17 protein-coding genes and 1 tRNA gene are annotated in these 21,123 nt (G+C 72.6%); 17 read left to right on the forward strand and 1 reads right to left on the reverse strand.

Going from position 1 to position 21,123, the window contains the following annotated elements; all coding sequences use genetic code 11:
• Positions 1–94: 94 nt before the first annotated feature.
• The 3 genes from ACIP4P_RS20825 to ACIP4P_RS20835 all read left to right on the forward strand — a co-directional run bounded on the left by ACIP4P_RS20825 (position 95) and on the right by ACIP4P_RS20835 (position 3,749).
• Positions 95–1,627: an MFS transporter gene (locus tag ACIP4P_RS20825; protein ID WP_400920692.1), complete on the forward strand. Its 1,533-nt coding sequence runs from the start codon at positions 95–97 to the stop codon at positions 1,625–1,627.
• Positions 1,628–1,708: 81 nt separating this feature from the next.
• On the forward strand, positions 1,709–2,644 hold the full coding sequence (locus tag ACIP4P_RS20830) for a carbohydrate kinase family protein (protein ID WP_400920457.1): 936 nt from the start codon (positions 1,709–1,711) through the stop codon (positions 2,642–2,644).
• A 103-nt stretch (positions 2,645–2,747) separates the two neighbouring features.
• Positions 2,748–3,749: a trypsin-like serine peptidase gene (locus tag ACIP4P_RS20835; RefSeq protein WP_400920459.1), complete on the forward strand. Its 1,002-nt coding sequence runs from the start codon at positions 2,748–2,750 to the stop codon at positions 3,747–3,749.
• Between the two features lie 139 nt (positions 3,750–3,888).
• On the opposite strand, the gene ACIP4P_RS20840 is transcribed toward ACIP4P_RS20835, so the two are convergent.
• Positions 3,889–3,960: transfer RNA gene (locus ACIP4P_RS20840), tRNA-Arg, on the reverse strand.
• Between the two features lie 181 nt (positions 3,961–4,141).
• Between ACIP4P_RS20840 and ACIP4P_RS20845 the strand changes: the two genes are divergently transcribed.
• From ACIP4P_RS20845 to glyA, 14 genes are all read left to right on the forward strand, one after another.
• Entirely contained in the window at positions 4,142–4,561 is a 420-nt protein-coding gene (locus ACIP4P_RS20845) for a PleD family two-component system response regulator (RefSeq protein WP_400920694.1), read from the forward strand.
• Positions 4,562–4,645: 84 nt separating this feature from the next.
• Positions 4,646–6,307 carry an arginine--tRNA ligase gene (argS, locus tag ACIP4P_RS20850; RefSeq protein WP_400920461.1) on the forward strand — a complete coding sequence of 554 codons (1,662 nt, stop codon included), beginning with the start codon at positions 4,646–4,648 and terminating at the stop codon, positions 6,305–6,307.
• A gap of 90 nt (positions 6,308–6,397) precedes the next feature.
• Entirely contained in the window at positions 6,398–7,789 is a 1,392-nt protein-coding gene (lysA, locus tag ACIP4P_RS20855) for a diaminopimelate decarboxylase (RefSeq protein ID WP_400920463.1), read from the forward strand.
• Between the two features lie 138 nt (positions 7,790–7,927).
• Positions 7,928–9,220 carry a homoserine dehydrogenase gene (locus tag ACIP4P_RS20860; RefSeq protein ID WP_400920465.1) on the forward strand — a complete coding sequence of 431 codons (1,293 nt, stop codon included), beginning with the start codon at positions 7,928–7,930 and terminating at the stop codon, positions 9,218–9,220.
• A gap of 10 nt (positions 9,221–9,230) precedes the next feature.
• Positions 9,231–10,328 carry a threonine synthase gene (thrC, locus tag ACIP4P_RS20865; protein ID WP_400920467.1) on the forward strand — a complete coding sequence of 366 codons (1,098 nt, stop codon included), beginning with the start codon at positions 9,231–9,233 and terminating at the stop codon, positions 10,326–10,328.
• A gap of 422 nt (positions 10,329–10,750) precedes the next feature.
• Positions 10,751–11,689: a homoserine kinase gene (thrB, locus tag ACIP4P_RS20870; protein WP_400920469.1), complete on the forward strand. Its 939-nt coding sequence runs from the start codon at positions 10,751–10,753 to the stop codon at positions 11,687–11,689.
• A 581-nt stretch (positions 11,690–12,270) separates the two neighbouring features.
• Positions 12,271–14,376 (forward strand): transcription termination factor Rho, encoded by a 2,106-nt coding sequence (gene rho, locus ACIP4P_RS20875; RefSeq protein WP_400920471.1) that lies wholly within the window; start codon positions 12,271–12,273, stop codon positions 14,374–14,376.
• A 139-nt stretch (positions 14,377–14,515) separates the two neighbouring features.
• Positions 14,516–15,655, forward strand: a complete 1,140-nt coding sequence (locus tag ACIP4P_RS20880) for an LCP family protein (protein WP_400920473.1) — start codon at positions 14,516–14,518, stop codon at positions 15,653–15,655.
• Positions 15,656–15,828: 173 nt separating this feature from the next.
• Positions 15,829–16,050, forward strand: a complete 222-nt coding sequence (gene rpmE / locus ACIP4P_RS20885; RefSeq protein WP_316526281.1) for a 50S ribosomal protein L31 — start codon at positions 15,829–15,831, stop codon at positions 16,048–16,050.
• A 151-nt stretch (positions 16,051–16,201) separates the two neighbouring features.
• The gene (gene prfA / locus ACIP4P_RS20890) at positions 16,202–17,278 is read left to right on the forward strand and encodes a peptide chain release factor 1 (protein WP_350511992.1); all 1,077 of its coding nucleotides are present in this window, start codon (positions 16,202–16,204) and stop codon (positions 17,276–17,278) included.
• 63 nt (positions 17,279–17,341) lie between these two features.
• Complete coding sequence (gene prmC / locus ACIP4P_RS20895; protein ID WP_188302982.1) at positions 17,342–18,208, forward strand: peptide chain release factor N(5)-glutamine methyltransferase; 867 nt, start codon at positions 17,342–17,344, stop codon at positions 18,206–18,208.
• Between the two features lie 129 nt (positions 18,209–18,337).
• A complete protein-coding gene (locus ACIP4P_RS20900) occupies positions 18,338–18,985 on the forward strand; it encodes an L-threonylcarbamoyladenylate synthase (RefSeq protein WP_350511994.1) in 648 nt (215 codons plus the stop codon).
• Between the two features lie 32 nt (positions 18,986–19,017).
• Positions 19,018–19,659, forward strand: coding sequence for a protein-tyrosine-phosphatase (locus ACIP4P_RS20905; protein ID WP_350512070.1), 642 nt, complete (start codon positions 19,018–19,020; stop codon positions 19,657–19,659).
• Between the two features lie 116 nt (positions 19,660–19,775).
• Positions 19,776–21,056 carry a serine hydroxymethyltransferase gene (glyA, locus tag ACIP4P_RS20910; RefSeq protein WP_400920478.1) on the forward strand — a complete coding sequence of 427 codons (1,281 nt, stop codon included), beginning with the start codon at positions 19,776–19,778 and terminating at the stop codon, positions 21,054–21,056.
• Positions 21,057–21,123: the final 67 nt, after the last annotated feature.

The following is a 21,123-nucleotide window of genomic DNA, read 5'->3' on the forward strand; positions in this document are numbered from 1 at the left end:
ACCAGTGTCTCCGCACACCGCAACCGTCATCGGTCACCAGGGCGCGGACCGGCGCCGCTGGTGGGCATTGGCGGTCATCGCCGTCGCCCAGCTGATGATCGTCCTCGACATCACCATCGTGAACATCGCCCTGCCGTCCGCCCAGCGGGACCTGGGTATCTCCGACGCCGACCGGCAGTGGGTGATCACCGCCTACACCCTCGCCTTCGGCGGGCTGCTGCTGCTCGGCGGCCGGCTGGGCGACCTCTTCGGCCGCAAGCGCGTCTTCACCGTCGGCCTGCTGGGCTTCGCCCTCGCCTCCGCCCTCGGCGGTGCGGCGGCCGGTCCGGCCATGCTCTTCGGCGCCCGCGCCCTCCAGGGCGCGTTCGGCGCCCTGCTCGCCCCTTCCGCGCTGGGGCTGCTCTCCACCACCTTCTCCGACCCGAAGGAACGCAGTACGGCCTTCGGCATCTTCGGCGCGATCGCCGGTGGCGGCGCCGCGATCGGCTTCATCGCCGGCGGTCTGCTGACCGAGTACCTGGACTGGCGCTGGTGCCTGTTCGTGAACACCCCGATCGCCGCGGCCACCGCCTTCGCCGCGTTCCGGGTGCTGGACCGCGACCACATCGCCAAGGGGCGCCGGATCAAGCTCGACCTGCCCGGGGCGCTGCTCGGCTGCGGCGGTCTGCTGGCGATCGTCTTCGGCACCTCCGAGGCCGTCACCCGGGGCTGGAGCGACGGCCTGGTGATCGGCTCGCTGCTGCTGGGCGTGGCCCTGATCGCGGTGTTCGTCCTGGTCGAGAAGCGCACCGCGCACCCGCTGCTGCCGATCCACATCGTGGCCGACCGCAACCGTGGCGGCGGCGCGCTCTCGGTGGGCCTGGCGATGATCGGCATGTTCGGCCTGTTCCTGTTCCTGACCTTCTACCTCCAGGCCGTCAAGCACTTCTCGCCGGTGGTCTCCGGCATCTCCTTCCTGCCCATGACGGCCGCCATCGTGCTGAGTTCGACCGGCGTCGCGGCCCGGCTGATGACCAGGGTGCCGTCCCGGAACCTGATCACCCCCGGGCTGCTGCTGGCCGCGGGCGGGATGGCCTGGCTGACCCGGATGACGGTGGACAGCCCGTGGGCCGCCACGGTGCTGCCCTCGCTGCTGCTGATCGGCTTCGGCATGGGCCTGGTGTTCATGCCGGCCATGAGCCTGGCCACCCTCGGGGTCGCCCCGAACGAGGCGGGCGCGGCCTCGGCCACCATCAACTCGGCTCAGCAGGTGGGTGGTTCGCTCGGTACGGCGCTGCTGAACACGATCGCCGCGAGCGCCACCGCGAGCTGGCTGGCCACCCGGGCCGCGGGCGATCCGCTGGTACGGGCCCAGGGCGCCGTGCACGGTTACGTGTCCGCGACCTGGGTCGCGGTGGGCGTGCTGCTGGCGGCCGCGCTGGTGGCCTTCCTGGTGATCGACCACCGTCCGGCGCCGGTCCGGGCGACCGCCGTCCCGGTCGGGCCGGAGTCCGCACCGGCCGCACCGGCCGCCGTGGACGGGCGGCCGAGCCCGCGGGCCGCGGCCGTCGCCGACGTGCGGGCCGATGTGCGACCGGCCGCCGAGGCGAGGGCGGAGACGGGGGCGGAGCGGCCGCCAACCGACTGAAAGCTTTCAGCAAGGTCTTGCAGTCAACCTCCGGCGCCTGCTTGACTCCTGGCCACCGTCCAGGAGCGAGGAGGCGCCGCCGTGCTGCCCGCAACCGCGTCACCCGGTGCGCCCGACGCACCCGAGTTCGACCTGCTGGTGGTCGGCGGGGTCGGCGTCGACACCGTCGTCCGGGTCGACCGGCTGGAACTGCCGCCCGGTGACTCGACGTACGTCGAGCCGGTGCGCGACCACCTCGGCCACACCGGCAGCGGCGTCGCCCTCGGCGCCCACCACCTCGGGCTGCGCACCGCCCTGCTGGACTTCCTCGGCGACGATCCGCAGGGCGACCTGGCCCGCGCCGCCCTGGACCGGTCCGGCCTGCACTTCGCGCACCTGGTCAGCCCGTACGGCACCCCGCGCGGGGTCAACCTGGTGGACCGGACCGGCCGTCGGTTCTCCTTCTTCGACGGCCGCCACCCCGCCGACCTGCGGCTGCCGCGCGCCTTCCAACTCCCGTACGTGGAGCGCAGCCGGCACGTCCACCTGTCGATCACCGGCGTCAACCGGGACCTCTACCCCGACCTCCACCGGCTGGGCCGCGGCACCTCCACCGACCTGCACGACTGGGACGGCGAGGACCCGCACCACCGCGACTACGCGCTCGGCTCCGACCTGGTCTTCCTCTCCACGGCCGGCTGCCGCGACCGCTACGAGCGGGTGATGCGCGGGATCCTCGCCGAGGGCCGGGCCACCGCGGTGGTCGCCACCTCTGGCGCCGAGGGCTGCCACCTGCTCACCCGCGCGGACGGCCGGCTGCACCACCTGCCCGCCGTCGACCCGGGCCGTCCGGTGGTGGACAGCAACGGTGCCGGGGACGCCTTCGTGGCCGGCTTCCTGTACGCCTGGTTCCGCGGCCACCCGCCGCTGGACTGCGCCCGGGCCGGGTCGGCGGCGGGCGCCTTCGCCTGCACGACCGCCGGGACGCACACCGGCTTCGTCGGGGCCGCCGTTTTGGATACGCTCCTGAACCGGTGAGGGATTCTCATCGTGCTCCAAGCCTGCGGTAACGAGCCTTCCAGGCTGACGCGTCATAGTCATGGCCGTACGAGGCGCCACCGACCAGGCAGGGGAGTCAGGAATGGGCGAGCACCGCCGCGCGAGGTCACGCCGTCACCGTCTGCTGGCCCCCTCGTTGTTCACCGCGCTGTCCGCGGTCGTGGTGGCCGGGGTGGTGGCCGGGACGCACGGGTTCAGCCTGGCCGACGCCACCGCCGCCGGGAAGGTCGCCCGCTCCACCCGGACCGTCGCCACCGCCCCGTCGCCCTCCGCGCCCGCCGGTACGGCGGAGCCCGCCCCGGTCGCGGACACCACCCCGAGCGGCAGTCCGACCCCGACCCCGACCCAGACCCCGACCGCCGCGCCGACCCCCACCGACACCCCGACGACGACGGCCGCCGCCCCCGCAGCCCCCGCCGTGCGCGACGTCGTGCTCGGGACGACCGCCCCCGCCCCCGCCGACAACCGGGAGACCTCCACCGTCGGCGCCCTGTTCAGCGGTCCGGTCGGAGCGGGCAACCACTTCTGCACGGCCAGCGTGCTGCACAGCGCCACCGGCAATCTGCTGCTGACCGCCGCGCACTGCCTCAGCAGCGCGAACGGCGTCACCTTCGCCCCCGGCTACCGGGACGGCTCCGCCCCGTACGGCACCTGGCAGGTGACCGCGGTGCACACCGCCTCCGGCTGGACCCAGAACGGCGACGTGGACGAGGACTTCGCGATCCTGGAGACCGCCCCCAACAACGGCCGCAACGTCGAGGACGTGGTCGGCGGCAACAAGCTGGGCACCGACGAGCCGTTCGGCGCCACCGTCCGCCTCTACGGCTACCCGGCGGCCTCCGAGGAGCCCATCCTCTGCACCAACTCGACCGGGCAGCAGAGCTCCTACCAGCGCGTCATCCAGTGCCCGTCCTACCCGTCCGGCACCAGCGGCGGCCCGTGGATCAACACCGCCACCGGTGACGTGGTCGGCGCCATCGGCGGCTACCAGCAGGGCGGCGACAGCGACGACACCTCGTACAGCGCCTACTTCGACCACACCATCGCCACCCTGTACACCCAGGTCGAGGGCAGCGCCCCCTGACCCGGCGGGTCCCGGCCTCGCCCCCACGGGGCCGGGGCCCGCCGGAACGTCCGGGGCCGACCCGCGCCCGGACATGACGAAGGCCCAGATCCGTGGATCAACTCCACTGATCTGGGCCTCAGTCGCACTTCCTGCGAAGTGCCCCCGGTAGGATTCGAACCTACGCACCCGCCTCCGGAGGGCGGTGCTCTATCCCCTGAGCTACGGGGGCCGATTGGCCTGTCGGTCACTTGCGCGTTCCGACGGGATGAACACTACCAGGCTTCGAGCGTGGCCCGTGCACGGGTTTCCGGAAAGATCGTCGGGGCCGTCCCGGGCCGCCCGGTGGGCGGAAGTGCCCAAAGGCCGGACGGGGCGGCGGGGCCGCCGATACCCTCGGTGAGGTGTCGGGAGTGTCCGGGCGGGTCCTCGTGGTGGACGACAGCGAGGTGATCCGCCAGCTGATCAGGGTCAACCTGGAGCTCGAAGGCTTCGAGGTGGTGACCGCCGCCGACGGCGCCGAGTGCCTGGAGATCATCCGCCGGGTGAAGCCGGACGTGGTGACGCTGGACGTGATGATGCCGCGACTGGACGGTCTGCGGACGGCGGCCCGGCTGCGCGCGACCCCGGACACCAGCGGGCTGCCGATCGCGATCGTGAGCGCCTGCACGCCGGCGGACCTCGATCTGGGGGAGGCGGTCGGGGTGGACGGCTACCTCGGCAAGCCCTTCGATCCGGCCGACCTGGTGGCCCTGGTCCGACGGCTGATGCGCGGCGGGGGACCGCCCGACGGGTTCCGCTCTGAGCGAACAGAGCGCACGGATCGCGGCTGACACCCCCGGCAGCGCCGTGCCGGGGCGTCTCAACCGGCAAACCGGGTGGCGGGCGGGCACCCCGTCTCGCCTACGCTTGGCGTCGTGACCCCCGCAGACCTTTCCCAGGCAATCCAGGCCGCAGTGAGCTCCGCCGTCGAGGCGGGCGAGCTGGCCGTCGCCGTGCCCGAGCACGTGACGGTCGAGCGGCCCAAGAACCGGGACCACGGCGACTACGCGACGAACGTGGCCCTCCAGCTCGCCAAGGCGGCCGGCAAGCCGCCGCGAGCCATTGCCGAGGTCCTGGCCGAGCGCCTGCGAGGGATCACCGGCGTCGCCAAGGTCGACATCGCCGGTCCGGGCTTCCTGAACATCACCCTGGACACCGCCACCGCCGGTGCGCTCGCCCGCACCGTCGTCGAGGCGGGCGAGGCCTACGGCCGCAACGAGGCCCTCAAGGGCCTGAAGATCAACCTGGAGTTCGTCTCCGCCAACCCGACCGGCCCGATCCACATCGGCGGCGTCCGCTGGGCGGCCGTCGGCGACTCGCTGGCGCGCGTGCTGCGGGCCTCCGGCGCCGATGTCACCACCGAGTACTACCTCAACGACGCCGGCGTGCAGATCAGCAAGTTCGCCGCCTCCCTGCAGGCCGCCGCGAACGGTCGCGAGGTGCCCGAGGGCGGGTACGTCGGCGAGTACATCGTCGACATCGCCAAGGCGCTCACCGACGCCGTCCCCGGCGTGCTCGACCTGCCCGAGGCCGAGCAGCTGGAGGTCTTCCGCACCGAGGGCCTCAAGCTCATGGTGGCCGAGATCAAGCGCTCGATGGACGAGTTCGGCACCCACTTCGACGTGTGGTTCTCGGAGAAGACGCTGCACGACTCCGGCGCCGTCGAGAAGGCCATCGAGCGGCTGCGCGAGCAGGGCCACGTCTTCGACAAGGACGGCGCGGTCTTCCTGCGCACCACCGACTTCGGCGACGACAAGGACCGCGTCCTGATCAAGGCCGACGGCGACAAGACCTACTTCGCCGCCGACGCCGCGTACTACCTGTCCAAGCGGGACCGCGGCGCCGAGGTCGCGCTCTACATGCTGGGCGCCGACCACCACGGCTACGTCAACCGTCTCAAGGCCATCGCGGCCTGCGCGGGCGACGACATGAACCGCAACATCGAGGTGAAGATCGGCCAGTTCGTGAAGATGCTTCGCGACGGCGAAGAGGTCCGCATGTCCAAGCGGGCCGGCAACATCATCACGATCGACGACGTGGTCGAGTGGATCGGCGTCGACGCCGCCCGCTACACCCTGGCGCGCTCCTCCACGGACTCGACGATCACGCTGGACATCAACGTCCTGACCAGCCAGACCAACGAGAACCCGGTCTTCTACGTCCAGTACGCCCACACCCGGATGTGCGGCGTCGCCCGCAAGGCCGCCGAGCTGGGCGTGGACAAGGGCACGGTCGAGCAGTTCAAACCCGAGCTGCTCTCCACCGAGTGGGAGTCCGACCTGCTCGGCCACCTCGGCGAGTTCCCGCGCGTGCTGGCCGCGGCCGGCGAGCTGCGCGAGCCGCACCGGGTCGCCGTCTACCTGGAGAAGCTCGCGGGCAAGTACCACCGCCTGTACGAGAACTGCATGTTCCTGCCCAAGGGCGACGAGGAGCTCACGGACACCCACCGGGCCCGCCTCTGGCTGGTCGAGGCGACGCGCACCGTGCTCGCCAACGGCCTCACGCTCCTGGGCGTGACGGCGCCCGAGCGGATGTAAGCACCACCCCCAAGCGCACAGCGGGGGCGGCTGACGGTCAACGGAGACCGTCGCCGCCCCTCGCCATAGGTCTCGAAGGAACCCAGGACCATGAGTCGTTCCGCACACCCCGCAGGCCCCCGCCACGGCGACGTCCTGCCCGAGGGCCACTACCAGGCCCCGCCGGCCGACCTGAACGCGCTCGACCCCAAGGTCTGGTCGCGCACCGTCTCCCGCAACGCCGAGGGCGTGGCCACCGTCGGCGGGATCGACGTCAAGCGGCTGGCGGCCGAGTTCGGCACCCCGGCCTACGTGTTGGACGAGGAGGACTTCCGCAGCCGGGCCCGCGCCTGGCGGGACGCCTTCGGCACCGAGGCGGACGTCTACTACGCCGGAAAGGCCTTCCTCTCCAAGGCGATCGTGCGCTGGCTGCACGAGGAGGACCTCAACCTCGACGTGTGCAGCGTCGGCGAGCTGGCGGTGGCGCTGGCCGCCGGGATGCCGCCGGCGCGGATCGCGCTGCACGGCAACAACAAGTCGGTGGACGAACTCGAACACGCGGTGAAGTCCGGCGTCGGGCGCATCGTGGTCGACTCCTACGAGGAGATCGAGCGCCTGGCCGCGATCGCCGCCCGGCAGGGCGTGCGCCAGCAGGTGCTGATCCGGATCACCGTCGGCGTCGAGGCGCACACCCACGAGTTCATCGCCACGGCACACGAGGACCAGAAGTTCGGGCTCTCCCTCAACGGCGGCTCGGCCGCCGAGGCGGTGCGCCGGGTGCTCGGCCACGCCGCCCTGGAGCTGCGCGGCATCCACTCGCACATCGGCTCGCAGATCTTCGACATGGCGGGCTTCGAGGTCGCCGCCCGCCGGGTGGTCGGCCTGCTGGCGGAGATCCGCGACGAGCACGGCGTCGAGCTGCCCGAGATCGACCTCGGCGGCGGCCTGGGCATCGCGTACACCAGCGAGGACGACCCGCGCGAGCCGGCCGAGATCGCCGCCGCGCTGGCCGACATCGTGCGCCGCGAGTGCGCCGCCGCGCGGCTGAACGCCCCCCGGCTGAGCGTGGAGCCGGGCCGGGCGATCGTCGGTCCGACCGCGTTCACGCTGTACGAGGTCGGCACGGTGAAGCCGCTGGAGGGCCTGCGCACCTACGTCAGCGTGGACGGCGGGATGTCCGACAACATCCGCACCGCGCTGTACGACGCCGAGTACTCGGTGGCCCTGGTGTCGCGCACCAGCGACGCGGAGCCGATGCTGGTGCGGGTGGTCGGCAAGCACTGCGAGTCCGGCGACATCGTGGTCCGGGACGCCTTCCTGCCGGCCGACCTGGCCGCGGGCGACTTGATCGCGGTGCCCGCCACCGGCGCGTACTGCCGCTCGATGGCGAGCAACTACAACCACGCCCTCAAGCCCCCCGTGCTCGCCGTCAAGGACGGCGCGGCCCGGGTGATCGTCCGGCGCGAGACGGAGGAGGATCTCCTGCGCCTGGATATCGGATGACGAAATCCTCGTCTCAGATCATGGAACGACCGTAGATCCGTGCGGAAAGTCCCCGAGACTGGTACGGACCGAAGTATCCGGCGGCCCCCGAAAATCCGCCGGAAATACCGAAGCACGAAGAATGCAGAGCGGAGTCGGATGATGCGTACGCGCCCGCTGAAGGTGGCGTTGCTGGGTTGTGGTGTGGTGGGCTCCGAGGTGGCGCGCATCATGACGACGACGGCCGACGACCTCGCCGCTCGCATCGGTGCCCCGGTCGAGCTCGCCGGGATCGCGGTCCGCCGGGCCGGCCGGGTGCGCCCGGGGGTGCCCGAGCACCTGGTCACCACCGACGCCGAGGCCCTGGTGGGCCGGGGCGACATCGACGTGGTGGTCGAGGTGGTGGGCGGGATCGAGCCCTCCAAATCGCTGATCCTGTCGGCCTTCAAGCAGGGTGCCTCGGTGGTCAGCGCCAACAAGGCGCTGCTCGCCCAGGACGGCACCGAGCTGCACGCGGCGGCCGCCGCGGCCGGCGTCGACCTGTACTACGAGGCCGCGGTGGCGGGCGCGATCCCGCTGCTGCGCCCGCTGCGCGAGTCCCTCGCGGGGGACAAGGTCAACCGGGTGCTGGGCATCGTCAACGGCACCACCAACTTCATCCTCGACAAGATGGACACCACCGGCGCCGGCTACTCGGAGGCGCTGGAGGAGGCCACCGCGCTCGGCTACGCCGAGGCCGACCCGACGGCCGACGTGGAGGGCTTCGACGCCGCCGCCAAGGCCGCGATCCTGGCCGGCATCGCCTTCCACACCAAGGTCACCGCGGCCGACGTCTACCGCGAGGGCATCACCGAGGTGACCGCCGCCGACATCGCCTCGGCGAAGGAGATGGGCGCCGTGGTCAAGCTGCTCGCGATCTGCGAGCGCGCCGCCGACGGCGGGTCCGTCACCGCCCGGGTGCACCCGGCGATGATCCCGCTCTCGCACCCGCTGGCCTCCGTCCGCGAGGCGTACAACGCGGTGTTCGTCGAGGCCGAGGCGGCCGGCCGGCTGATGTTCTACGGCCCGGGCGCGGGCGGCTCGCCGACCGCCTCCGCGGTGCTCGGCGACCTGGTCGCGGTCTGCCGCAACAAGCTCGCCGGCGCCACCGGCCCCGGTGACTCCGTGTACACGCAGCTGCCGGCCAAGCCGATGGACCAGGTGGTCACCCGCTACCACGTCAGCCTGGACGTGGACGACCGGGCGGGTGTGCTCGCCCAGGTCGCGTCCGTCTTCGCCGAGCACGGCGTCTCCATCGACACCGTGCGCCAGCAGGGCCGCGACGGCGACGCCTCGCTCGTCGTGGTCACCCACCGTGCCACCGACGCCGCGCTGTCGGCGACGGTCGACAAGCTCCGCGCGCTGGACAGCGTGCGGGACGTGGCCAGCATCATGCGGGTCGAAGGGGAATAGGGAACCAGCCATGAACGCCGTTGCCGAGAACGTCGTCCGAGGCGCGCACACCCACCAGTGGCGCGGCCTGATCGAGGAGTACCGGGACCGCCTGCCGGTCACCGCGGCCACCCCGGTGGTCACCCTGTTGGAGGGCGGCACGCCGCTGGTGCCCGCCCAGGTGCTGTCCGAGCGCACGGGCTGCGAGGTCTACCTCAAGGTCGAGGGCGCCAACCCGACCGGTTCCTTCAAGGACCGCGGGATGACGATGGCCATCTCCAAGGCCAAGGAGGAGGGCGCCCAGGCCGTCATCTGCGCGTCCACCGGCAACACCTCGGCCTCGGCCGCCGCGTACGCCGTGCGGGCCGGGATGGTCTCCGCGGTGCTCGTCCCGCAGGGCAAGATCGCCCTGGGCAAGATGGGCCAGGCGCTGGTGCACGGCGCCAAGATCCTCCAGGTGGACGGGAACTTCGACGACTGCCTGACGCTGGCCCGCGAGCTCTCCGAGAAGTACCCGGTGGCGCTGGTCAACTCGGTGAACCCGGTGCGGATCGAGGGCCAGAAGACGGCGGCCTTCGAGATCGTCGACATGCTCGGCGACGCCCCGGACATCCACGTCCTGCCGGTCGGCAACGCGGGCAACATCACCGCCTACTGGAAGGGCTACCGGGAGTACGCCACCGACGGGATGTCCTCGCGCACCCCGCGGATGTGGGGCTTCCAGGCATCCGGTTCGGCCCCGATCGTGGACGGCGCGCCCGTCCTCAAGCCGCAGACCATCGCCACCGCGATCCGGATCGGCAACCCGGCCTCCTGGGACTTCGCGCTCGCCGCGCGGGACGAGTCCGGCGGCCTCATCGACAAGGTGACGGACCGTCAGATCCTGTCCGCCTACCGGCTGTTGGCCGCGCAGGAGGGCGTCTTCGTGGAGCCCGCCTCGGCCGCCTCGGTGGCCGGCCTGCTGGCCAAGGCGGAGGCCGGCCTGGTCGACCCGGGCCAGCGGATCGTCTGCACGGTGACCGGCAACGGCCTCAAGGACCCGGACTGGGCGGTGGCCGGCGCGCCGCAGCCGCAGGTCGTCCCGATCGACCCGGAGGCGGCGGCCCTTCGGCTCGGGCTGCTCGACTGAGCGACTCGACCGAGCGATCGGCCCGCCTGGCCGGGCGATCGGACCGCCCGGCCGGGCAAGGGGCCTGACGCGTCGACGGGCCGACCCTTTCGAGGGTCGGCCCGTCGGAGTTCTCCGGTGACACTTTTGTGTCAATTCCGCTTCGCATTCCGATGCGATTCCACCCCGCTTCCTGACGGAGCGGGGTGCGCATTCCGGCCAGAACCGGCAACACACCAGATCGAAGGCCCACGGGGTGTACCACTGGGGAACCTCTCTTCGATACTCTGGGTTCGGCCGTGTGGCACATGCCCCGGGCCCGTCCTGGTACGGGCCGCGCCGACGACAGTGACCGCCAGGCCCGAGGGGTCCGCGGTCCTTCCCCCACCCTCGTACCGACGACGCGCACCGCGCCGCCCGATTTCCCCAGGAGAGTCCACCGCATGGCCGGTCCTGCGTTCCGTGCCGCCGCCGTCCGGGTCAGGGTTCCCGCGACCAGCGCCAACCTCGGCCCCGGCTTCGACGCCTTCGGGCTCGCGCTGGGTCTGTACGACGACGTGGTCGTCCGGGTCGCCGACTCCGGCCTCGCGGTCGACATCGCCGGCGAGGGCGCCGAGACGCTGCCCCGGGACGAGCGCCACCTGCTGGTCCGCTCGATGCGGGCCGCCTTCGACCGGCTCGGCGGCCAGCCGCGCGGCCTCGAAGTGGTCTGCGCCAACCGGATACCGCACGGCCGGGGCCTGGGTTCCTCCTCGGCCGCCATCTGCGCCGGCATCGTGGCCGCCCGCGCGGTCACCATCGGCGGTCCGTCCGCGCTGGACGACGACGCGCTGCTGGCCCTCGCCTCCGAGCTGGAGGGCCACCCGGACAACGTCGCGGCCTGCCTGCGCGGCAACTTCACCATCGCCTGGACCGACGAGGAGTCGGCCAAGGCGGTCGCCCTGGAGCCCTCCGAGCAGGTCGTCCCGGTGGTGTTCGTCCCGGCCGGCGAGGTGCTCACCGAGACCGCCCGCGGCCTGCTGCCGAAGACCGTCCCGCTGGCCGACGCCGCCGTCAACGCGGGCCGTTCCGCGCTGCTGGTCGAGGCGTTGACCCGGCGTCCCGAACTGCTCCTCGCCGCCACCGAGGACCGACTGCACCAGGACTACCGCGCCACCGCCATGCCGGACAGCGCCGCGCTGGTCGGCGCGCTGCGCGCGGAGGGCGTCCCGGCGGTCATCTCCGGGGCCGGCCCGACCGTGCTGGCGCTCACCGACGAGGCGGGCGTCGACAAGGTGCTCTCCTTCGCCGGGTACCACGGCCACGGCGGCGACCCGGCGTTCGCCGCGCACCGGCTCGGCGTCGACCGGACCGGGGCCACCGTGCTCCCGCTGGACGTCTGAGCTGCCCGTTCGGGCCCGGCGCGAGCCGGGCCGTCCGGACACGATTGGCAAACCCGAGGTCGGGGAATGTCTGAGGGGGTCGGTAGTGTTAATCTCATTGCTGCACCATGTGCCCTCCGGGGCTCGGTGCGCCGCGTCCCGATCCCAGCGTTCCACTGCCGTGGAACCGCCGCGATGTCCGGGGCGACGATTCTCCGGGAGCCCACCGCAGCGCGTACGCAGCCTGCCTGCGCGACATGCGGCCGCATCCCGAAGCCGTGACGGCACCTGACTCCCACCCGCGGCCTCCCACCTAGAGGCACAGGACGGGCGGAGCGCGGGCCACCGTCACGCGACGGGGGCCCGGGATTCGCAGGCAGCGTGGGGGCGCAACGCCCTCTGGGGAGGTCGACACACGACCGGCCCACGCGCCACCTCAGCACCACCGTGCGTCAAGCACCGCACCTCGCAGCTCTCCCTCGACGGGCTCCCGCCATTCGAGGGATCACCGCCTCGGACCGACGCAGTCGAGCGTTGGTCAGGACAGCACAACCGGTCGCCGAGCCAGACAGGCCGACGTCCGCTCCAGGGAAGGACCCTTAGTGAGCGACTCCACCGATCTGATGGGCGCGCGCCCGGACGCCGAGGCGTCGGACGCAGCCGCCGCCCCCGCCGCTCCGGCCCGCCGCCGCCGCAGTGCCGCCGCGGGCCTGGACGGAATGGTCCTGGCCGAGCTCCAGAAGCTCGCCGGTGACCTGGGCATCACCGGTACCGGACGCATGCGCAAGAGCCAGCTGATCGAGACCATCAAGGAGAAGAGCGGCGGGGACCCGCTGCTCGCCGCCGGTGGCGCCCCGGCCGCCAAGCGCACCGCCGCCAAGGCGGACGCCGAGGCCCCGGCCGAGAAGCCGGCCCGCCGCACCAAGGCCGCCGCCGCCGCCGCGGCCCCGGCCGCCGAGCCGCAGGCCCAGATCGAGATCCCGGTGCAGGCCGCGGCCGAGACCGCCGCCGCGCCCGCCCGCACCGAGCGCACCCGTCGCCGGGCCACTTCGGCCGCCGGCGCCCCCACGGCCCCGGCCGCCGCCGAGGCGGCCGCCGAGGCCGCCACCGTCACGGTGGCCGAGCCCAAGCAGGCCGACCGCCCGGCCGAGACCCGCGGCTTCGAGGGTCGCGAGGAGGGTCGCGAGACCCGTCGCGACCGTCGCGAGCGCCGTGACCGCCGCGAGGGCGGCGAGCGCACCGAGCGTCAGGACGGCGCCGAGGCCCAGGCCGGCCAGGACGGCGACGGCCGTGAGTCCCGTCGTGACCGCCGCAACCGCCGCGAGCGCACCGACCGCCAGGGCGGTCAGCAGGGCCAGCAGCAGGGCGAGGGCCAGGGCCAGCAGCGCCGCGAGGGCGGCCAGGGCGGCCAGGGCCAGCAGGCCCAGCAGCCCCAGGTCCAGCAGGGCGGCTACGACGACGACGAGTTCGGCGACGGCCGTCGGGGTCGTCGCGGCCGCTACCGGGACCGTCGGGGCCGTCGTGGCCGCGACGGCTTCGAGGCCGGCGTGGTCGAGCCGCAGGTCGGCGAGGACGACGTCCTGATCCCGGTCGCGGGCATCCTCGACATCCTCGACAACTACGCGTTCGTCCGGACCTCCGGCTACCTGCCGGGCCAGAACGACGTCTACGTCTCGCTCGCCCAGGTCCGCAAGAACGGCCTGCGCAAGGGTGACGCCATCACCGGTGCGGTGCGCCAGCCGCGCGAGGGCGAGCGCCGCGAGAAGTTCAACGCCATGGTGCGGCTGGACTCCGTCAACGGCATGGACCCGGAGACCGGCCGCGGCCGCCCCGAGTTCAACAAGCTCACCCCGCTGTACCCGCAGGAGCGGCTCCGCCTGGAGACCGACCCGGGCGTGCTGACCACCCGGATCATCGACCTGGTGTCGCCGATCGGCAAGGGCCAGCGCGGTCTGATCGTGGCCCCGCCGAAGACCGGTAAGACCATGGTCCTGCAGGCGGTCGCCAACGCGATCACCCACAACAACCCCGAGTGCCACCTGATGGTCGTCCTGGTCGACGAGCGTCCGGAAGAGGTCACCGACATGCAGCGGTCGGTGAAGGGCGAGGTCATCTCCTCGACCTTCGACCGCCCGGCCGAGGACCACACCACCGTCGCCGAGCTGGCCATCGAGCGCGCCAAGCGCCTGGTCGAGCTGGGCCACGACGTGGTCATCCTGCTGGACTCGATCACCCGCCTGGGCCGCGCCTACAACCTGGCGGCGCCGGCCTCCGGCCGCATCCTGTCCGGTGGTGTCGACTCGACCGCGCTCTACCCGCCGAAGAAGTTCTTCGGTGCCGCGCGCAACATCGAGAACGGCGGCTCGCTGACCATCCTGGCCACCGCGCTGGTCGAGACCGGCTCGCGGATGGACGAGGTGATCTTCGAGGAGTTCAAGGGCACCGGCAACATGGAGCTCAAGCTCGACCGGAAGCTCTCGGACAAGCGCATCTTCCCGGCCGTCGACGTGGACGCCTCCAGCACCCGCAAGGAGGAGATCCTGCTCGGCAGCGAGGAGCTGGCGATCGTCTGGAAGCTGCGCCGGGTGCTGCACGCGCTCGACTCGCAGCAGGCGATCGAGCTGCTGCTGGACAAGATGAAGCAGACCAAGAGCAACGCCGAGTTCCTGATGCAGATCGCCAAGACCACCCCCGGTTCCGGCGACTGACGGTAGCCGGACGGCACCGAGGCACCGAACCCCGGATCGCGCGAGCGGTCCGGGGTTCGCCGTGTCCGGGGCCGCTTTGTTCCAGAGTTGGGACAGCTTGGGATCATTCGATCTTCTTGTCCGTTTTACGCTGGTACGTATGGCCGAGCACAAGAGGGTCCCGAGTCGCCGCCGCAAGGTCCTGCGGTGGTCCGCCTGCGCGGTCGCCGCGCTCGTCGTCGTCGGCGGCGGTGCGGGCGCCTACGCGTACCTGAAGCTCAACGGCAACATCAAGAGCGTCGACATCGACTCCCGCCTCGGCGATGCCCGGCCCCCGGCCGCCACCGACGGCTCCTTCAACATCCTGGTACTGGGCTCCGACTCGCGGGTCGGCGAGAACGGCGACCTGGCCGGCGGGGACACCGGCGACACCGCCCGCTCCGACACCGCGATGGTGGTGCACATCAGCCAGGACCACTCGCGGGCCACCATCGTCTCGATCCCGCGCGACACCCTGGTCGACCGGCCGCAGTGCACCGACAACAGCGGCAAGGTCGCCCCGGCGGTCAAGCGGGCGATGTACAACAGCGCCTTCGAGACCGGCGGCGCCGCCTGCGCGGTCAAGACCACCGAGCAGCTCACCGGGCTGCGGATGGACCACTACCTCCAGGTCGACTTCGCCGGCTTCGCCCGGGTCGTGGACGCGATAGGCGGGGCCACCGTGACCACCACGGTGGCCATCCACGACAAGGACAGCGGGCTCGACCTCCCGGCCGGCCAGCACCACCTAGACGGGCAGCAGGCGCTGGCCTTCGTCCGCACCCGGCACGGCGTCGGCGACGGCAGCGACCTCGGCCGGATCGAGCTGCAGAAGCAGATGGTCAAGTCGCTGCTCCAGCAGGCCGGCGGGATGGGACTGTTCTCCAACCCGGTCAAGCTGTGGTCGATCGGCGACACCATGACCAAGAGCGTCACCACCGACTCCGCGCTCGGCTCGGTGAACTCCCTGGTGGGGCTGGTGCAGGAGCTCAAGGGGATCGGGCCGGACCAGCTGACCATGGTCACCCTGCCGGTGGTGGCCGCCCCCAGCGACCCCAACCGGGTGGTCGAGCAGCAGCCGCAGGCCGGGAACGTCTGGGCGGCGCTCAGGGCCGACCAGGCGGTCCCGCAGGCGATCGTCTCGGCCCAGCCGGAGAACCCCGCCCAGGCGACCCCCACGGCCTCCCCGACGGCCGTGCCCAAGGCCGTTCCCAGGACGGCCGCCCCGAAGCCCGCCGGGACGGCCGCCGGGCAGCGCTGACGGCGCCCGTCACCGGCCCCGGGGACCGCCCGGGACGGCCCCCGGAATAAGCCGTGACGGGCCCCGGTTTGGGAAGATGCGGCCGGTCCTGGCAGACTGGTCCGTCGGTCCCGGTTCACGTGCGGCATTCCCAGTCGCCGACCCGGTGCCCTCCCGAAAACTAGGAGAACCCCTTGAAGCCCAACGTTCACCCGGAGTACGTGGTCACGAAGGTGACCTGCACCTGCGGCGCCGAGTTCACCACCCGCTCGACCGAGACCAGTGGCGAGATCCGCGCCGAGGTCTGCTCGCAGTGCCACCCGTTCTACACGGGCAAGCAGAAGATCCTCGACACGGGTGGCCGCGTTGCCCGCTTCGAGAAGCGCTTCGGCAAGCAGCACAGCGCGAAGGCCTAGCGCTCCCTCGGCGCCGGCTCCCGGTGCCCCCGTACTCGTTGTCGGGGGCGCCGGGGACCGGCGCCGTTCGCGTCCCAGCGCGCGTTCCGCAGTTCCAGCCCGTTCCGAACCCCCCCTGCACGTTCTGAGCCCCCGGGAAGAAGGCCACCCCATGTTCGAGGCAGTCGAAGAGCTCCTCGTCGAGCACGCCGACCTCGAAACGAGGCTGGCCGACCCGTCCGTCCACGCGGACCAGAACAACGCCCGCAAGCTGGCCAAGCGCTACGCCGAGCTGACCCCGATCACCCGGGTCTACCGGCAGTGGCGGCAGGCCGGCGAGGACATCGAGGCCGCGCGCGAACTCGCCGCCGAGGACCCGGAGTTCCTCTCCGAGGTGAAGGACTCCGAGGCGCGCCGCGACGAACTGACCGAGGAACTGCGGCTGCTGCTCGTCCCGCGCGACCCGAGTGACGACAAGGACGTCATCCTGGAGATCAAGGCGGGCGAGGGCGGCGAGGAGTCCGCGCTGTTCGCCGGCGACCTGCTCCGGATGTACCTGCGCTACGCCGAGCGGGTCGGCTGGAAGACCGAGCTCATCGACTCCAACGAGTCCGACCTCGGCGGCTACAAGGACGTCTCGGTGGCCGTGAAGACCAAGGGCAACGCCGAGCCCGGCCAGGGCGTCTGGGCCCGGCTGAAGTACGAGGGCGGCGTGCACCGCGTGCAGCGCGTCCCCGCCACCGAGTCGCAGGGCCGCATCCACACCTCCGCGGCGGGCGTGCTGGTCACCCCCGAGGCGGAGGAGGTCGAGGTCGAGATCCTCGCCAACGACCTGCGGATCGACGTCTACCGCTCCTCCGGCCCCGGCGGCCAGTCGGTCAACACCACCGACTCGGCGGTCCGGATCACCCACCTGCCGACCGGTATCGTGGCGTCCTGCCAGAACGAGAAGAGCCAGCTGCAGAACAAGGAGCAGGCGATGCGCATCCTGCGTTCGCGGCTGCTGGCCGCCGCGCAGGAGGAGGCCGAGCGGGAGGCCTCGGACGCGCGTCGCAGCCAGGTCCGCACGGTGGACCGTTCCGAGCGGATCCGGACGTACAACTACCCCGAGAACCGCATCTCGGACCACCGCACGGGATTCAAGTCGTACAACCTGGACCAGGTCCTGGACGGCGACCTGAACGCGGTGATCCAGTCCTGCGTCGACAAGGACGCGGCGGCCAAGCTCGCCGCGGCCCAAGAGAACTGAGACCGGCGCGCCCCAGCCCGACGCAAGCCCGAAGCCGGAGCGCAGAAACATGAGGTCGTACGGATGAACCTGCTGCTCGCCGAGGTGGCCCAGGCCACCCAGCGGTTGGCCGCGGCCGGCGTGCCGTCGCCGCGCTTCGACGCGGAGGAACTCGCCGCCTACGTCCACAACGTCAAGCGCAGCCAGCTGCACACGGTGAAGGACGCCGACTTCGACGCCCGCTACTGGGAGGCGGTCTCCCGCCGCGAGGCGCGCGAGCCGCTGCAGCACATCACCGGGCGCGCGTTCTTCCGCTACCTCGAACTGGAGGTCGGCCCCGGGGTGTTCGTGCCCCGGCCGGAGACCGAGACGGTCGTCGAGTGGGCGATAGACGCGGTGCGCGACATGGACGTCGCCGAGCCGCTGGTGGTCGACCTGTGCTCCGGCTCCGGCGCCATCGCGCTCGCCCTGGCCCAGGAGCTGCCGCGCTCCACCGTGCACGCCTTCGAGCTCGACGAAGGGGCGCTGGAGTACACCCGGCGCAACATCGAGGCCAGCCCGGACCGCGCCAGGGTCACCCTGCACGCCGGGGACGCCACCAAGGCCTTCGAGGACGACCGCTCCTGGGACGGCCGCTTCGACCTGGTGATCTCCAACCCGCCGTACATCCCGCTCACCGAGTGGGAGTATGTCGCGCCGGAGGCCCGCGACCACGACCCGCAGATGTCCCTGTTCTCCGGCGAGGACGGCCTGGACACCATCCGCGGCATCGAGCGGGTGGCCGCCCGGCTGCTGCGCCCGGGGGGCGCGGTGGTGATCGAGCACGCCGACCAGCAGGGCGGCCAGGTGCCGTGGATCTTCAACGAGGAACGCGGCTGGACGGACACCGCCGACCACCGCGACCTGAACAACCGGCCGCGCTTCACGACCGCCCGGAGGGTCGGGTCGTGAGGATTCGGACGCAGCACGACCGCCCGGAGGGTCGGGTCGTGAACATCGAACACTTCACGACGGCGTGCGAAGCCGCGCTGTGAAGTCCGCCGCGAACGTCATGATCCTTTCCGGAAGGGGACCGTACCGATGAGCCGCCGCTACGACTGTGCCGACGCCGGGGACCGCGCCACGGGTCTGCGCGAGGCCGCCTCGGCCATCCGCCGCGGCGAACTCGTCGTGCTGCCCACCGACACCCTCTACGGGGTCGGCGCGGACGCCTTCTCCCCGGAGGCCGTCGCCGAGCTGCTGGCGGCCAAGGGCCGGGGCCGCAACATGCCCTCGCCGGTCCTGGTCGGCTCGCCGACCACCCTGCACGGCCTGGTCACCGACTTCTCCGAGCAGGCCTGGGAGCTGGTCGACGCGTTCTGGCCCGGCGGGCTCACCCTGGTCGCCAAGCACCAGCCCTCGCTGCGCTGGGACCTCGGCGAGACCCGCGGCACCGTCGCCGTCCGGATGCCGCTGCACCCGGTCGCCATCGAGCTGCTGAACGCCACCGGCCCGCTCGCCGTCTCCAGCGCCAACAAGACCGGCGGTCCGTCCCCGGCGACCTGCGACGAGGCGCAGGCCCAGCTGGGCGACGCCATCTCGGTCTACCTGGACGGCGGCAACGCCGACCACGCCACCGCCTCGTCGATCGTCGACGTCACCGGCAAGGTGCCGGTCCTGCTGCGGGCCGGCGCGATCAGCATCGAGCAGCTGAGGGAGGTCGTCCCCGACCTGGAGGCCGGAAGTTGACACCCATCGCCTCGCTCCATGACGGGCCCGGCATAGCGCCGTACCTGGCCGTGGGTCCCAGGCCGCTGGACCACTTCCGGATCCTGTTCGTCTGCACCGGGAACATCTGCCGATCGCCGATCGCCGAGCGGCTCACCCGGCGTGAGCTGGACACCCGGCTCAGCCCCCGGGTGGCCGGGCGGATCCTGGTCGAGAGTGCCGGCACCTGGGGCCACGTGGGCGCGCCGATGGAGGACCACGCCGCGACCGTGCTGGACGAGTACGGCGCGGACAGCGGCGGCTTCACCGGCCGGGAGCTGCTGGACGAGCACGTGGTCGAGGCCGACCTGGTGCTCACGGCGACCCTGGACCACCGCGCCCAGGTGATCTCGATGGGCCACGAGGCGGGCCTGCGCACCTTCACGATCAAGGAGTTCACCCGGCTGGTGCGGACGATCGATCCGGGCACCCTGCCGGACCCGCGCCGCGGCTCGGACGTCACCGAGCGGGCCCGCGCGCTGGTGCGGGCCGCCGCCGCGCTGCGGGGCTGGTTGCTGGCCGCGACCCCGGAGTCCGACGAGGTGAACGACCCGTACGGGGCGCCGATCGGCATGTTCCGCAACTGCGGCGAGGAGATATTCCACGCGGTCGACCCGGTGGTCACCGCGCTCACCGGCGTCCCGGCGCCGCGCTGACCGAGGGCCGAACGGCCCCGTTCCGACGGGCCGGGTGGCCGGGACGGTCCTACGCTGGGTGAACACCCCCCAGCCGTCGGACGGGGGTGCCCCACCGCAGCGCCGGGAGCCCTGCCATGACCGTCACCGATGCCGCCGCCGGCTCGACCGCGACGAGGGGACGCCCGTGGGCGTCCGAGGCGCTGCACCGGGCGGATCCACAGATCGCCGACCTGCTGGCCGCCGAGGCCGAGCGGCGGGCCGAGACGATCCAGCTGCTGGCGGGGGAGAACCTGACCACCCCGGCCGTCCTGGCGGCGCTGACCGGCCCGCTGATCGACAAGTACGCCGAGGGCTACCCGGGGCGTCGGCACCACACCGGCTGCGCGCTGGCGGACGCCGCGGAGCTGCTGGCGATCGACCGGGCCCGCGAGCTGTTCGCCGCCCCGCACGCCAACGTCCAGCCCCGATCGGCGACTTCGGCGATGCTCGCGGCGTACGCGGCGCTGTTGCGGCCCGGTGACGGGGTGCTGGCGATGTCGCTGGAGCACGGCGGCCACCTCAGCTGCGGCTCGCGGGCCAACTTCTCCGGCCGCTGGTTCGACTTCACCGGTTACGGCGTGCGCGAGGCGGACGGCCTGATCGACCTCGACCAGGTGCGCGACCTGGCCCGGCTGCACCGCCCCAAGGCGATCGTGGCGGGTTCGATCTCGCACCCCCGGCACCCGGACTGGGCGGCCTTCCGGGAGATCGCGGACGAGGTGGACGCCTATCTGATCGCCTCGGTCGCGCAGACCGCCGGCCTGGTCGCGGCCGGGGTGGCACCCTCCCCGGTGCCGTACGCGGACGTCACGGTCGCGGCCACCCACAAGCTGCTGCGCGGCCCGCGCGGGGGCCTGCTGCTGTCCACCGCGGAGCTGGCCGAGCGGATCGACCGGGCGGTGTTCCCGTTCAGCCAGGGCGGTGCGGCGATGAACGAGGTGGCCGGCAAGGCGGTGGCGCTGGCGGAGGCCCGGACGCCCGCCTACCGGGCGTACGCGCAACGGACGGTGTCCGGGGCGCAGGCGCTCGCCAGGGGGCTCGCAGAGGCCGGTGTGCGCCCTCTGACGGGCGGTACCGACACCCACCTGGTGACCGCCGACGTCCGTCCGCTCGGGGTGACCGGCGCGGAGGCCGAACGGCGCTGCGCGGCGGCCGGGTTGCTGCTGGGCAAGTGCGCGCTGCCGTTTGACCCGGCGCCGGCCGCCGAGGCCTCCGGCATCCGACTGGGCACGGGTACCGTGACCAGCCAGGGGATGGGCGAGGCGGAGCTGACCGGGATCGCCGCACTGATCGCCCGGCTGCTCGCCGGGGAGGCGCCCGGGTCGGTCGGGGAGCGGGTCCGGGAGCTGGCGGCGGCCTTCCCGGAACGGGCCTGAGCGGGGGCCGTGCGCGGGTCCGTCGACCCGCTCCGTCCACGGGCATCGGGATCTCCTACCCGGGAGG

This window comes from Kitasatospora sp. NPDC089509 (genome assembly GCF_044749365.1).
Lineage (GTDB): Bacteria > Actinomycetota > Actinomycetes > Streptomycetales > Streptomycetaceae > Kitasatospora.